The sequence below is a fragment of the Hydrogenophaga sp. T66 genome, from assembly GCF_057219855.1.
On the sequence record NZ_JBXVVX010000001.1, the window covers coordinates 1,716,588 to 1,729,165 of the forward strand.

Annotated in this window: 14 protein-coding genes; 3 read left to right on the forward strand and 11 right to left on the reverse strand. The window is 66.7% G+C overall.

Features of this window, described 5'->3' with window-relative positions; all coding sequences use genetic code 11:
* Positions 1–21 precede the first annotated feature (21 nt).
* From AC2D80_RS07880 to AC2D80_RS07905, 6 genes are all read right to left on the reverse strand, one after another.
* The gene (locus AC2D80_RS07880) at positions 22–273 is read right to left on the reverse strand and encodes a MoaD/ThiS family protein (protein ID WP_484632415.1); all 252 of its coding nucleotides are present in this window, start codon (positions 271–273) and stop codon (positions 22–24) included.
* Positions 270–1,553: a molybdopterin molybdotransferase MoeA gene (locus AC2D80_RS07885; protein WP_484632416.1), complete on the reverse strand. Its 1,284-nt coding sequence runs from the start codon at positions 1,551–1,553 to the stop codon at positions 270–272. The genes AC2D80_RS07880 and AC2D80_RS07885 overlap by 4 nt, the downstream gene beginning before the upstream one ends.
* A complete protein-coding gene (gene mobB, locus AC2D80_RS07890; protein WP_484632417.1) occupies positions 1,550–2,080 on the reverse strand; it encodes a molybdopterin-guanine dinucleotide biosynthesis protein B in 531 nt (176 codons plus the stop codon). The genes AC2D80_RS07885 and mobB overlap by 4 nt, the downstream gene beginning before the upstream one ends.
* Positions 2,077–3,522, reverse strand: a complete 1,446-nt coding sequence (thrC, locus tag AC2D80_RS07895) for a threonine synthase (RefSeq protein WP_484632418.1) — start codon at positions 3,520–3,522, stop codon at positions 2,077–2,079. Before thrC ends, mobB begins: the two co-directional genes overlap by 4 nt.
* A gap of 92 nt (positions 3,523–3,614) precedes the next feature.
* On the reverse strand, positions 3,615–4,937 hold the full coding sequence (locus tag AC2D80_RS07900; protein WP_484632419.1) for a homoserine dehydrogenase: 1,323 nt from the start codon (positions 4,935–4,937) through the stop codon (positions 3,615–3,617).
* 37 nt (positions 4,938–4,974) lie between these two features.
* The gene (locus AC2D80_RS07905; protein WP_484632420.1) at positions 4,975–6,204 is read right to left on the reverse strand and encodes a pyridoxal phosphate-dependent aminotransferase; all 1,230 of its coding nucleotides are present in this window, start codon (positions 6,202–6,204) and stop codon (positions 4,975–4,977) included.
* Between the two features lie 128 nt (positions 6,205–6,332).
* On the opposite strand from AC2D80_RS07905, the gene AC2D80_RS07910 reads away from it, so the two are divergent.
* The 3 genes from AC2D80_RS07910 (at position 6,333) to AC2D80_RS07920 (ending at position 9,306) form a co-directional block, all read left to right on the forward strand.
* Positions 6,333–6,740 carry an Mth938-like domain-containing protein gene (locus tag AC2D80_RS07910; RefSeq protein WP_484632421.1) on the forward strand — a complete coding sequence of 136 codons (408 nt, stop codon included), beginning with the start codon at positions 6,333–6,335 and terminating at the stop codon, positions 6,738–6,740.
* 112 nt (positions 6,741–6,852) lie between these two features.
* Positions 6,853–7,329, forward strand: a complete 477-nt coding sequence (locus tag AC2D80_RS07915; protein WP_484632422.1) for a peroxiredoxin — start codon at positions 6,853–6,855, stop codon at positions 7,327–7,329.
* 201 nt (positions 7,330–7,530) lie between these two features.
* Entirely contained in the window at positions 7,531–9,306 is a 1,776-nt protein-coding gene (locus AC2D80_RS07920) for a PhoH family protein (RefSeq protein ID WP_484632423.1), read from the forward strand.
* Between the two features lie 62 nt (positions 9,307–9,368).
* Here AC2D80_RS07920 and dnaB read toward each other — a convergent pair whose 3' ends face one another.
* The 5 genes from dnaB to rpsF all read right to left on the reverse strand — a co-directional run bounded on the left by dnaB (position 9,369) and on the right by rpsF (position 12,471).
* Positions 9,369–10,745, reverse strand: a complete 1,377-nt coding sequence (gene dnaB / locus AC2D80_RS07925) for a replicative DNA helicase (protein WP_484632665.1) — start codon at positions 10,743–10,745, stop codon at positions 9,369–9,371.
* A gap of 276 nt (positions 10,746–11,021) precedes the next feature.
* Positions 11,022–11,474, reverse strand: a complete 453-nt coding sequence (rplI, locus tag AC2D80_RS07930) for a 50S ribosomal protein L9 (protein ID WP_484632424.1) — start codon at positions 11,472–11,474, stop codon at positions 11,022–11,024.
* 13 nt (positions 11,475–11,487) lie between these two features.
* Positions 11,488–11,769, reverse strand: coding sequence for a 30S ribosomal protein S18 (rpsR, locus tag AC2D80_RS07935; protein WP_484632425.1), 282 nt, complete (start codon positions 11,767–11,769; stop codon positions 11,488–11,490).
* 11 nt (positions 11,770–11,780) lie between these two features.
* Positions 11,781–12,068 (reverse strand): primosomal replication protein N, encoded by a 288-nt coding sequence (priB, locus tag AC2D80_RS07940; RefSeq protein WP_484632426.1) that lies wholly within the window; start codon positions 12,066–12,068, stop codon positions 11,781–11,783.
* A gap of 28 nt (positions 12,069–12,096) precedes the next feature.
* Complete coding sequence (rpsF, locus tag AC2D80_RS07945; protein ID WP_484632427.1) at positions 12,097–12,471, reverse strand: 30S ribosomal protein S6; 375 nt, start codon at positions 12,469–12,471, stop codon at positions 12,097–12,099.
* Between the last annotated feature and the right edge of the window lie 107 nt (positions 12,472–12,578).

The window sequence follows — 12,578 nt, forward strand, 5'->3', positions numbered from 1 at the left end:
GCTCCAAACGGGTACAGGGGCTCAACCGCCGGTCACGGGCGGGAAGAAGGCCACCTCGGCGCCGGCGGGCAAGGGCGTGGCTTCGTCGGCCATGGTCTGGTTGAGCGAGACCCGCACCGCCCGGCCGCGGGCAAGCGCCTCGGCGTGGGGGCCGCCGCGGGCAATCAGCTCGTCGCGCAGGCCGCCGAGGGTGGTCGCGCGGGTGGTCCAGGTTTCATGGCCGGTGCCCACGGCCTCGCGGATGGCGGCGAAATAGCGCAGCTGGATGTTCATGCGAGAAGGTCGCTCAAGGCAATGACGTTCACGGCGTCGCCGGGGGCAATGGTGCGGCCGGACGGGTTGTCCACCAACCCATCGGCCCAGACCACGGAGGTGAGCACGCCGGAACTCTGGTTGGGAAACAGGTCCACGCCGCCGCTGGCGTTGCGCCGCACGCGCAGAAACTCGCGGCGCTTGTCCGCCCGCGGCAGCGCAAAATCGGCCCGCAGCGGTACCGCCGGCGGCAGTCCCAGCACCGCCGTGTCCAGCACCCCCTGCAGCCGCAGCAACACCGGCCGAACGAGCAGCAAGAAGGTCACGTAGCTCGACACCGGATTGCCTGGCAGACCGATGAAATGGCTGACGGAGCCGGCGGCGGCCCCGGCACCCGCATCCCGGCGCACGGTGCCATAGGCAAACGGCTTGCCGGGCTTCATGGCGATCTGCCACAAATCGAGCGAGCCCAGCGCCTGCACGGCGGGCTTGATGTGGTCTTCCTCGCCCACGGAGACGCCCCCGCTGGTGAGGATGAGATCGTGGTGGTCGGCCGCGGTCTTCAGCGCGGCGAGGGTGGCGTCTCGCCGGTCGGGCACGATGCCCAGGTCGCTCACCTCGCAGCCGAAACGGTGCAACAGCTCGCGCAGGAAAAACCGGTTGCTGTTGTAGATGGCGCCGGGCTTCATCGCCTCGGGCGGCACCTCACCCGGCATCACCAGCTCATCGCCGGTCGAAAACAGCGCCACGCGCGGGCGGCGGGCGACCGTGACGTGCGACTGTCCCAGGCTGGCGGCAAGGCCGAGGCTGGACGCCTGCAGGCGGTGGCCGCGCGGCAGGATCACGCTGCCGCGCTGCACGTCCTCGCCAGCCCGGCGGACCCACTGGCCCAGCGTGGGCACGGCATCGATGTGCACCGCGTGCAGGTCGCCGCCGACCTCGCGCGTGTCTTCCTGCATCACGACCGCGTCGGCACCGGCGGGCAGCGGCGCGCCGGTGAAGATCCGCGCGCAGGTGCCGGGCTCCAGCGGCTGGCCGGCGTGGCCGGCGGGAATGCGCTGGCTCACCGGCAGGACCACCCCCGGGGCGCTGACATCGGCGCAACGCACGGCGTAGCCGTCCATCGACGAGTTGTCTTGCGGCGGGACGTGCAGCGCGGCAATCAGGTCGTCGGCCAGCACGCGGCCGGCCGCGTCAAAGGTGGGAACCGCTTCCGTACCGGGGAGGGGTTCGACGCGGGCCAGCAGCGCGTCCAGCGCCGCTTCCAGCGGCATCAGGGGGGCGCGGGTGGGGGCGTTCATGGGGTGGGCGGGGTGTAGACAAAGCGGTCTGCATTGTCGAACAGCCATTGCGCCACGTCATCCGGCGTGTCGAGATCCAGTACAGGGCGTGCGGGCGGAACGGGCAGCGCTTGCGGGCTGTTGGTGGCAATCGCCAGCACGCGGTCTTGCGTCGGGTAGATCACCGGCTGCCCGCTGTCCTGGCGCCAGACCTCGATCTTGGGCAAGCTGCTGCGCTTGAAACCCTCCACCAGCACCCAGTCGACACCGGCGGTGAGCCTTGCCAGCAGCGCGTGCACATCGTGCTCCGCGGTCTCGGGGTACTCGCGCATGATCACCAGCCGCTTCGGCGAAGCGGCCACCACCTCCAGCGCACCCGCCTCGCGGTGGCGCCAGGTGTCCTTGCCCGGATGGTCGATGTCGAAGGTGTGGTGCGCGTGCTTGATGACGGACACCCGCGCGCCACGCAGGCGCAGCGCCGGGATGAGCTGTTCCACCAGCGTGGTTTTGCCCGACCCCGAGAAGCCGGCGAAGCCGACCACCTTCATGCCCGGGCCACCGCGTGTTCGCTGATGTAGGCCTTGACGAGGGCCACGTCCGCCGGGAGCACGCTCACACGCCGCGGCAGCGCTTCGATGCCGTCAAAGCCGGCGGGGCGATCGGGCTGGCGTCCCAGGGCTTCGACGATAGTCGCCGCAAACTTGATAGGCAGCGCCGTCTCCAGCACGATCATCGGCACGGCCGGATCGCGGCGCTCCCAGGCCACCTTCACGCCGTCGGCGGTGTGGGTGTCGATCACCACACCGTGACGTTCGGCGACGGCGCGGATGGTCGCCAGGCGATCGGCGTGGGTGCTGCGGCCGCTCTGGAAGCCATAGCGCGACGCAGCCTGGGCAAAAGCAGGGTCGCCGCTGAGGTCGAAGCGTCCGTCGCGGTTCAGGGCATCACCAAACAGCGCACGGCAGCGGTCGGCGTCGCGGCCGAGCAGATCGAAGACAAAGCGCTCGAAATTGCTGGCCTTGGAGATGTCCATCGACGGGCTGGACGTTTCGTGCGTGTCCGCTCCGCCGCGCACGCGGTACACGCCGGTGCGGAAAAACTCGTCGAGCACGTCGTTCTCGTTGGTGGCCACCACGAGCCGGTCAATCGGCAGCCCCATCTGGCGCGCCACATGGCCGGCGCAGACGTTGCCGAAGTTGCCGCTGGGCACGGTGAAGGACACGCGCTGGGCATTGGACGTGGTGGCCTGGAAGTAGCCCGCCACGTAATACACCACCTGCGCCAGCAGCCGGGCCCAGTTGATGGAGTTGACCGTGCCGATCTTCCATTGGCGCTTGAATGCGAGGTCGTTGCTGACCGCCTTGACGATGTCCTGGCAGTCGTCAAACACCCCCTCGACCGCCAGGTTGTGGATGTTCGGGTCCTGCAGGCTGAACATCTGCGCCTGCTGGAACGGACTCATGCGACCGTGGGGACTCAGCATGAAGACGTTGATGCCCTTCTTGCCCCGCATCGCGTACTCGGCCGCACTGCCGGTGTCGCCACTGGTGGCGCCAAGGATGTTGAGCGTCTCGCCGCGCCGGCCAAGCTCGTATTCGAAGAGCTGCCCCAGCAACTGCATCGCCATGTCCTTGAAGGCGAGTGTCGGACCGTTGGACAAGGCCTCGAGGTACAAGGAATCGTCCAGCGGTTTGAGCGGCACGATCGCGGCCGTGCCGAACACGGCCTCGGTGTAGGTGCGCTCGCACAGCGCACGCAGGTCCGCGGCCGGAATGTCGTCGATGTACAGCGACAGGATCTCGAAGGCGAGCGCGGCATAACCGCCCGGGCGCCCCTGGCCGTACACAGCCCGCAGCCGCGTCAGGTCCGCTTCGCCCAGTCGCGGGTACTGCTCGGGCAGGTAGAGCCCTCCATCGGGCGCGAGGCCCTCAAGCAGGATTTCGCAGAATCGTCGGCGGTCGGGGTGACCCCGGGTGGAGCGGTACAGCATGGCGGCGTGGTGATGCGATCAAACGGCGGGCCGCGTCGCGCGCCGCGGGCGCCGCCCGGTGGCTGCGCGCCCGGCGGGCGCACGGCACGGATTCAGTTGAGTTCTTCCTTGCGGATGCGCACGATCGGGGCGAGCACGGTGGGCAGCTGCTGCAGCTGGGCCAGGGTGTCGTTCATCGTGCCTTCGCGGGTATCGTGGGTCAGGATGATGAGGTCGGTGCTGGTGGCGCCCTCGCCGCCCACCTCGTCGGCCTCGCGCTGCAGCACCGCGTCGATGCTGATGCCGGCGGCCGCCAGGCGCGACGTGACCTGGGCCAGCACCCCAGCCTCATCGGCCACGCGCAGGCGCAGGTAGTAGCTGGTGACGATCTCGCTCATCGGCAACACCGGTTCGTCGCTCAGCGCGTCGGGCTGGAAGGCCAGCGACGGCACGCGGTGCAGCGGGTCAGCGCTGTGCAGGCGGGCCATGTCCACCAGGTCGGCGATCACGGCGCTGGCCGTGGGTTCGCTGCCCGCGCCCTTGCCGTAGTAGAGCGTGGTGCCCACGGCATCGCCCTGCACCATCACCGCGTTCATCGCACCTTCGACGTTGGCAATCAGCCGCTTCGAGGGCACCAGACTGGGGTGCACGCGCAACTCGATCCCGCGGGCCACGCGTTTGGTGATGCCCAGCAGCTTGATGCGGTAGCCGAGTTGCTCGGCATAGCGGATGTCGGTGGCCGACAGGCGCGTGATGCCCTCCACATAGGCCTTGTCGAACTGGACCGGAATGCCGAAGGCAATGGCGCTCATCAGCGTGGCCTTGTGGGCAGCGTCCACGCCCTCGATGTCGAAGGTCGGATCGGCTTCCGCGTAACCCAGCCGCTGCGCTTCTTTCAGGACGACATCGAAGTCCAGCCCCTTGTCCCGCATCTCCGACAGGATGAAATTGGTCGTGCCGTTGATGATGCCGGCGACCCACTGGATGCGGTTGGCGGTCAGTCCCTCGCGCAGCGACTTGATGATCGGAATGCCGCCGGCCACCGCCGCCTCGAACGCCACCATCACCCCTTTGGCTGCCGCCGCGGCAAAAATCTCGGTGCCGTGGACGGCCAGCAGCGCCTTGTTGGCGGTGACCACATGCTTGCCGGCGGCGATGGCTTCCATCACCAGCGTTCGCGCCACACCGTAGCCGCCGATCAGCTCGACCACCACATCGATGTCCGGGTTGGCAATCACCTCGCGCGCATCGCCGACCACGCGCACGCCGCCGCCCACCAGCGACCTGGCGCGGGCCACATCGAGATCGGCCACCATGGTGATGTCGATCGCCCGGCCGGCACGACGCTGGATTTCTGCCTGGTTGCGTTGCAACACCTGGAAGGTGCCGCTGCCCACGGTGCCAATGCCCAGCAGGCCCACTTGAATCGGTTTCATGACGGAAGGGAAAACAGGGAAAGGTTGAAGGGGTCGATCAGGCGGTGCCGTGGCGCTGACGCCATTGCTCCAGAAAGCGCGCCAGGCGGCCAATCGCCTCGCGCAGGTCGTCTTCGTGCGGCAGGAACACGATGCGGAAATGCTGATGGTCCGGGTAGTTGAAGCCCGAACCCTGCACCAGCATCACGCGCGTGGCGCGCAGCACTTCCATGAAAAACTGGCGGTCGTCGCTGATGGGATACATCACCGGATCGAGCCGCGGGAACATGTACAGCGCGGCCTGCGGCTTCACGCACGTCATGCCCGGGATCGCCGTGATCAGTTCGTAGGCCAGGTCGCGCTGGCGGCGCAGGCGCCCGCCTTCCTTGACCAGATCGTTGATGCTCTGGTAACCGCCGAGCGCCGTCTGAATCGCGAACTGACCCGGCACGTTGGAGCCAAGCTTCAGGTTCGCCAGCATGTTGAGCCCCTCGATATAGTCGCGGGCCACCGACTTGTCACCCGAGATCACCATCCAGCCTGCGCGATAGCCGCAGGCGCGATAGGACTTGGACAGCGAGTTGAAGGTCAGGGTCAGCACGTCCGTCGAAAGGCTGGCCAGCGCGGTGTGCTTCACCCCTTCGTACAGCACCTTGTCGTAGACCTCGTCGGCGAGCAACACGAGCTCATGCTCCCGGGCAATCTGAACGATGCCACGCAGCAGCTCGTCGCTGTACAGCACACCGGTGGGATTGTTCGGGTTGATCACCACGATGCCCTTGGTGCGCGGTGTGATGCGCGCGCGCAGGTCATCCAGATCCGGCATCCAGTGATTGGCCTCGTCGCAGCGGTAGTGCACCGGCACACCGCCCGACAGGCTGGTGGCTGCGGTCCACAGCGGGTAGTCGGGCGAAGGCACCAGCAGCTCGTCGCCGTTGTCGAGGAGCGCGTTGGCGGCCATGACGATCAGTTCGCTCGCGCCATTGCCCAGGTAGATGTCATCCAGTGTCACCCCACGCACGCCCTGCTGCTGGGTGTAGTGCATGACCGCCTTGCGCGCGGCGAAGATACCTTTGCTGTCGGAGTAACCCGCCGCGTTGGGCAGGTTGCGGATCATGTCCTGCTGGATCTCTTCGGGCGCGTCAAAGCCAAACGGCGCCAGATTGCCGATGTTGAGCTTGATGATCTTCTGACCCTCGTCCTCCATCTGCTTGGCGGCCTCGACAATAGGGCCCCGAACGTCGTAGAGCACATTGGCCAGCTTGGCGGATTTTTGGATCGTCTTCACGGCGTTCCCTGGAGGGCCACACCGCGGCGGCATTTCGGGCGACCTGGGTGGGCGGTGCATGGGGCGGTATAGTCGGCGCACCGACGGAAAACCTGCAATTTGACCACAGTTCCCCCGCCCGTCTGCCCATGAAACTCCACGCCGACAAGCCCGACAACACCAGCATCACCGGCCACGGCGACGGTTGGGTGGCCATCAACGGGCAGCGGCACGCGTCTCACGTCATCGTCGCCTCCGACGGCCAGGTGCGCGCCTGGGCATGCGGCGGCTTTGGGGATCTGTCGGCCGGTCACTTCGCCGAGCTGGCCACCGTCACCCAACCAGCCCCTGAGGTGGTCATCTTCGGCAGCGGTCGGCGCCTGCGTTTCGCACCACCGGCACTCAGCCGCGGCTTGCTGGAGCAGCGCATCGGCGTCGAAACCATGGACACCGCCGCCGCCTGCCGCACCTTCAACATACTCGCCGGCGAGGGACGCCGGGTCGTGGCCGCCCTGTTGGTCGAGCCCGCGGGGGACGCCGCCGGTCCGCCGCACTGAACCGTTCGGGTTAAAATAGCGGTTTGTTTGCGGCGGCCTTGTGCCGCCGGCCTCGCCGCCCGCCGGCGGGCAGCCAACGCCACACCATCAATCTATTCAGGGGTCCCAGCGCATGGCCGTCGTTGTCAACAAACCCATTCCAGAGTTCGAATCCCTGGCCACCGGCGGCGTGAAGGTGACCCACCAGAGCCATCTCGGGCAAACCGTCGTGCTGTACTTCTATCCGAAGGACAACACCCCGGGTTGCACGACCGAGGCCATGCAGTTCCGCGACAAGTACAAGGACTTCGTGAAGGCCGGCGCCCAGGTGTTCGGGGTGTCCCGCGACAACATGAAGTCCCACGACGACTTCAAGGCCAAGCTGGAACTGCCCTTTGAGCTGATCGCCGACACCGAAGAGAAGATGTGCCACATGTTCGGCGTCGTGAAGAACAAGATCATGTACGGCAAGAAGGTGAAGGGCATCGAACGCAGCACCTTCCTGATCGGCCCCGATGGCGTGCTGAAGCAGGAATGGCGCGGCCTGAAGGTGCCTGGCCACGTCGAAGAGGTGCTGAAGGCCGTGAAGGCCTTGAAAAAGGCGGCCTGACCCCGATCAGGCCGGTGCCTGATGGCGCGGGCGGCGGCGGGGCATTGAGCCCATCGTGCGCGTCTTGGGGCTCATGCATAATGGGTTCATGCCCCCGGGACGTTTCCCCGCCCTGTTGATTTCCCTGCTCTCCAGCAGCCCCCAAAGCCGCCCGGTTTGCCCGGCGGCTTTTTGTTTTCCGGCCGCGCGCTGAACCCATCCATGCCCCTGCCTCCCGCTCCCTCGAAACGGGCCGCCTTGCTGGCGCCAGACGCTTACCACCTGAAGTCCGCGGGCGCTCCGGCCGCGTTGGCCGACGCCCCGCCCGACGCACCGCCGGCGGCCGCGCCCGGCAGCACCCGCCGTGCGCGCCACCGCCGGTCCGACGCCACGTCCCCCACGGAAACGCCGGTGACCGCTGAGGTGCGCCGCACCGAGCCCGCCACCCCCACGGCACCGGCCGCGACGGAACGCAAGGCGCCGGCCTCGAAACCGGTGGCGACCCCAGCCCCTCTGCTGGTGGCGACGAGCCCTGCGCCCGCCGAACGCCGCAGCGCCGAGCGGCCTCAGACCGCGCGCCGCCGCAGCACGGCCACCGGCGCCCGCGGGATCAAGCGCCTCTTCGTGCTGGACACCAACGTGCTGCTGCACGACCCGATGAGCCTGTTCCGGTTCGAAGAGCACGACATCTTCCTGCCCATGATCGTGCTCGAGGAGCTTGATGGCCACAAGAAAGGCATGACCGAGGTGGCCCGCAACGGCCGCCAGACCAGCCGCACGCTGGATGCACTTGCTGCCCAGCAAGGCGCGGACATGACCCAGGGACTCAAGCTGTCGGCGACCGGGCACCAGTCTGCTCGTGGCCTGCTGTTCTTCCAGACCGAACCCCTCAATGGCGACCTGCCGGGCTCCCTGCCCCAGGGCAAGGCCGACAACCAGATCCTGGGCGTCGTGGCGGCCTTGCGGCAGCGCCACCCCGACCGCGAAGTCATCCTGGTGTCGAAAGACATCAACATGCGGGTGAAGGCGCGTGCGCTGGGGCTCGCCGCCGAGGACTATCAGAACGACAAGACGCTGGACGACGGCGAACTGCTTTACGCCGGCTCGCTCGCCCTGCCGCAGGATTTCTGGACGCGACAGAGCAAGACGATCGAAAGCTGGCAAAGCGGCAGCCACACCTTCTACCGCGTGAGCGGTCCGGCGGTGGGCCAGTTCCACATCAATCAGTTTGTCTACTTCGAGGCCCCGGGCGAGCCCTCGCTGTACGCGCGCGTGACCGAAATCCGCGACAAGACCGCGGTGCTGAAGACGCTGAAGGACTTCACGCACCTCAAGAACGCCGTGTGGGGCGTGACCAGCCGCAACCGGGAGCAGAACTTCGCGCTGAACCTGCTCATGGACCCGGAGATCGATTTCGTCACCCTGGCCGGCACCGCAGGAACCGGCAAGACCCTGATGGCGTTGGCCGCTGGCCTCACCCAGGTGCTGGATGATCGCCGTTACACCGAAATCATCATGACCCGCGCCACGGTGAGCGTGGGCGAAGACATCGGTTTCCTGCCAGGCACGGAAGAGGAAAAAATGGGCCCGTGGATGGGCGCGCTCGACGACAACCTGGAGTTCCTGGCCAAGGGTGACGGAGGCAACGCCGGCGAATGGGGACGGGCCGCCACCAACGAGCTCATCCGCAGCCGCATCAAGGTCAAGAGCATGAACTTCATGCGCGGGCGCACGTTCATGAACAAGTACGTGATCATCGACGAGGCCCAGAACCTCACGCCCAAGCAGATGAAAACGCTCATCACCCGCGCCGGGCCGGGCACCAAGATCATCTGCATGGGCAACCTCGCGCAGATCGACACGCCCTACCTCACCGAAGGGTCCTCGGGCCTGACCTATGCGGTCGATCGCTTCAAGGGCTGGCCGCATGGCGGCCACATCACGCTGGCACGCGGCGAACGTTCGCGGCTGGCCGACTTCGCCAGCGAAGTGCTCTGAGGGCACCTCGGACAACAAAAAAACCGGCCTCGGCCGGTTTTTTTGTGGCTCACCGCAACTGATCAGTAATCTGCGCCTCCGGCCAGGCTCTCAAAGCGGGTGAGCATGTTCAGGAAGGCGAGCTTGACGGTCCCGGTGGGGCCGTTTCGCTGTTTGCCGATGATGATCTCGGCCACGCCCGGCTCCTTGCACGCGTCCTTGGTGTAGTACTCGTCGCGGTAGATGAACATGATGATGTCCGCGTCCTGCTCGATGGCGCCGGATTCGCGCAGGTCGCTCATCATGGGACGCTTGTCCGTGCGCTGCTCCACCGAGCGGTTGAGCTGCGACAGCGCGATCACCGGGCACTGCAGCTCCTTGGCCAGCATCTTCAAGCCGCGGGAAATCTCGCCCAGCTCGGTGGCACGATTCTCCCCATCGCTGCTGGAGCCACTCATCAGCTGCAGGTAATCGACCACGATCAGCCCGAGCTTCCCGCACTGACGGGCAAGCCGACGGGCATTGGCACGCAACTCGCTGGGCGTGAGGCCGGGGGTTTCGTCGATGTGGAGCGACACGTTGCGCAGCTTCTCGATCGCCTCCGTCAGCCGCGGCCATTCCTCGTCGTTGAGCTTGCCGGTGCGCAAATGGCTCTGGTTGATCCGGCCGATGGAGCCCACGATACGCACCGCCAGCTGGGCTGCGCCCATCTCCATGGAGAACACGGCCACCGGCAATCCTTCGTTGAGCGCCACGTGCTCGGCGATGTTGATCGCGAACGCCGTCTTGCCCATCGATGGCCGGGCGGCGAGCACGATCAGGTCGCCCGGCTGAAGGCCGGCGGTCATGCGGTCGAGATCGATGAAACCCGTCGGCACGCCCGTGATGTCGTTGGGGTTGTCGGCCATCTCCTGCACGCGGTCCAGCAGGTCGACGACCAGCTTGTCCATCGACTGGAAGCCTTCCTTCATCCGCGAGCCTTCCTCGCCGATGTGGAAGATCTTCTGCTCGGCCTCGTCGAGGATTTTGTCCACCGCACGGCCCTGCGGGTTGAACGCCGCGGTGGCGATCTCCTCGCTGGCGGCCACCAGCTTGCGCAGCACGGCCCGCTCCCGGACGATCTCCGCGTAGCGGCGGATGTTCGCCGCGCTGGGCACGTACTGGGCCAATGAGTTGAGGTAGGCCAGTCCGCCCGCCTCCTCGGCCTTGCCGAGGTTCTGCAGGTGCTCAAACACCGTCACCACGTCAGCCGGCTTGCTGGCGTTCACCAGGCTGGCGATGGCCGAGTACGCCAGACGGTGCTCGTAGCGGTAGAAATCGGAGTCGTTGATGAGGTCGGCGACGCGGTCCCAGGCGCCGTTGTCCAGCAACAGCCCGCCCAGCACGCTGGACTCGGCCTCGATGGAGTGCGGCGGCACGCGCAACTGGGCCACCTGGCGGTCGTGGCCCAGGTCGTCCATCGGGTGGTCAAAGTCGGGGAACGGCGTGGAATACGGGGTGGACATGGCGGTCTCGGGCAAAAAGCGATGGTACGCCCGCGGGGGCCGCGCGCCTGTGCGCAAGGCTGTGGACAAGCGGTGGGCGGACGGGGGAAATGAGGTAGATATCCCAGGACAGCGATGCGCTTGCCCGAACGCCGATCCGCGGGGTGTCCAGGTTCAATCAGCGGCCAAATAAGCGGCCAAAAAAAAGCCGCTGCGCAAGGCAGCGGCTCGGGTCGGGCAAAGCCCCGGAGATCAGGCGGTTTCGCCGAGCACCGTGATCGCCACGTCGACCGTCACGTCGGTGTGCAGGTTCACCTGAACGGTGTAATCGCCGACCATTTTCAGCGGACCGTTGGGCATCCGCACCTGGGCCTTGGCCACGGCGAAACCCTGCTTGACGAGCTCTTCGGCCACGTCGTGGTTGGTCACGGAGCCGAACAGACGACCATCAACGCCGGCCTTCTGGGTCAGCTTGACGGTGGTGGCCGCGACCTTCTCGCCCAGGGCTTGCGCCTCGGCGAGCTTGGCGGCGGCTGCCTTTTCCAGGTCGGCGCGGCGGGCCTCGAATTCGGCGATGGCCGTCTTGGTGGCGCGGCGGGCGCGGCCGGTCGGGATCAGGAAGTTGCGGGCGTAGCCGTCCTTGACTTTGACCACGTCACCCAGGGCGCCCAGGTTGACGACTTTGTCGAGAAGAATGATTTGCATGAGGGGCTCCTGATCAGACGCGGTGCTGGTCGCTGTACGGCAGCAGGGCGAGGAAGCGGGCGCGCTTGATGGCGGTGGTCACCTGGCGCTGGTAAATCGCGCGGGTGCCGGTCAGGCGGGCCGGGATGATCTTGCCGTTTTCGGCGATGAAGTCACGCAGGACGTCCACGTCCTTGTAGTCCACCTCTTCCACCTTGGCGACGGTGAAGCGGCAGAAACGCTTGCGCTTGAAGAGCAGCGACTGGGTGTTGCGCTTGGGGCGCTTGTCTTTGTTGAAACGCTTGGGTGCAGCCATGATGGGCCTTCCTATGTCTTGCTGAAATCTTGGATGTGGAACACCACGCCTTTGCCGTTGCGCGCGTTGGCGAGAAAGCCCTGCAGCGCCAGCCGGGTGTCGAGGCCCGTGCGGGCCAGCGTCTCGGCTTGCGCCCCGAACGCGACCGCCCGGAGCTGGAGCTTCACCTGCCGAGGTTGGTCCAGTTCGGTGACCGTGGACTCGTGCTCAAGCACCAAGTTGACGGCCGGGATGCCGGCGGGGGTGTAACGCAGGCTCTGCACCTGCACCACCACCGCCGACAGCCGAAGCTGGTTCACCACCCTGCGGACTGCGCGCGCCGCGGGGTCAGGCGGCGGTCTGCTCCGACGACTGTTGCTGGGACTTGCGCGCTTCTTCGCGCTCGACCGTCTTCATCATCGACGACGGACCGGTCTCGGCCTTCTTGCGCTGCACGGTGAGGTGGCGCAGCACGGCGTCGTTGAACTTGAAGGCGTGCTCCAGCTCGCCCATCACAGCCTGGTCGGCCTCGATGTTCACGCAGAGGTAGTGGGCCTTGGACAGCTTGTTGATCTGATAGGCCAGCTGACGGCGGCCCCAGTCTTCAACGCGGTGGATCTTGCCGCCGCCGGCGGTGATCATGCCCTTGTAGCGCTCCAGCATGGCCGGAACCTGTTCGCTCTGGTCCGGGTGGATCAGCAGCACGATTTCGTAATGACGCATGGACTCTCCTTGTGGACATAAAGCTGCCCCCGGCGTCGACTGGGGTGCAGCAAGGGAAGCCCCCGATTATACAAAATGAAGAAGCCCGGGCCACCTCGCGGTGGTCC

Coding starts and splice junctions, on each gene's coding strand:
- AC2D80_RS07880 (WP_484632415.1), bottom strand. CDS start 273: ATGAACATCCAGCTGCGCTATTTCGCCGCCATCCGCGAGGCCGTGGGC.
- AC2D80_RS07885 (WP_484632416.1), bottom strand. CDS start 1,553: ATGAACGCCCCCACCCGCGCCCCCCTGATGCCGCTGGAAGCGGCGCTG.
- mobB (WP_484632417.1), bottom strand. CDS start 2,080: ATGAAGGTGGTCGGCTTCGCCGGCTTCTCGGGGTCGGGCAAAACCACG.
- thrC (WP_484632418.1), bottom strand. CDS start 3,522: ATGCTGTACCGCTCCACCCGGGGTCACCCCGACCGCCGACGATTCTGC.
- AC2D80_RS07900 (WP_484632419.1), bottom strand. CDS start 4,937: ATGAAACCGATTCAAGTGGGCCTGCTGGGCATTGGCACCGTGGGCAGC.
- AC2D80_RS07910 (WP_484632421.1), top strand. CDS start 6,333: ATGAAACTCCACGCCGACAAGCCCGACAACACCAGCATCACCGGCCAC.
- AC2D80_RS07915 (WP_484632422.1), top strand. CDS start 6,853: ATGGCCGTCGTTGTCAACAAACCCATTCCAGAGTTCGAATCCCTGGCC.
- AC2D80_RS07920 (WP_484632423.1), top strand. CDS start 7,531: ATGCCCCTGCCTCCCGCTCCCTCGAAACGGGCCGCCTTGCTGGCGCCA.
- dnaB (WP_484632665.1), bottom strand. CDS start 10,745: ATGGACGACCTGGGCCACGACCGCCAGGTGGCCCAGTTGCGCGTGCCG.
- rplI (WP_484632424.1), bottom strand. CDS start 11,474: ATGCAAATCATTCTTCTCGACAAAGTCGTCAACCTGGGCGCCCTGGGT.
- rpsR (WP_484632425.1), bottom strand. CDS start 11,769: ATGGCTGCACCCAAGCGTTTCAACAAAGACAAGCGCCCCAAGCGCAAC.
- rpsF (WP_484632427.1), bottom strand. CDS start 12,471: ATGCGTCATTACGAAATCGTGCTGCTGATCCACCCGGACCAGAGCGAA.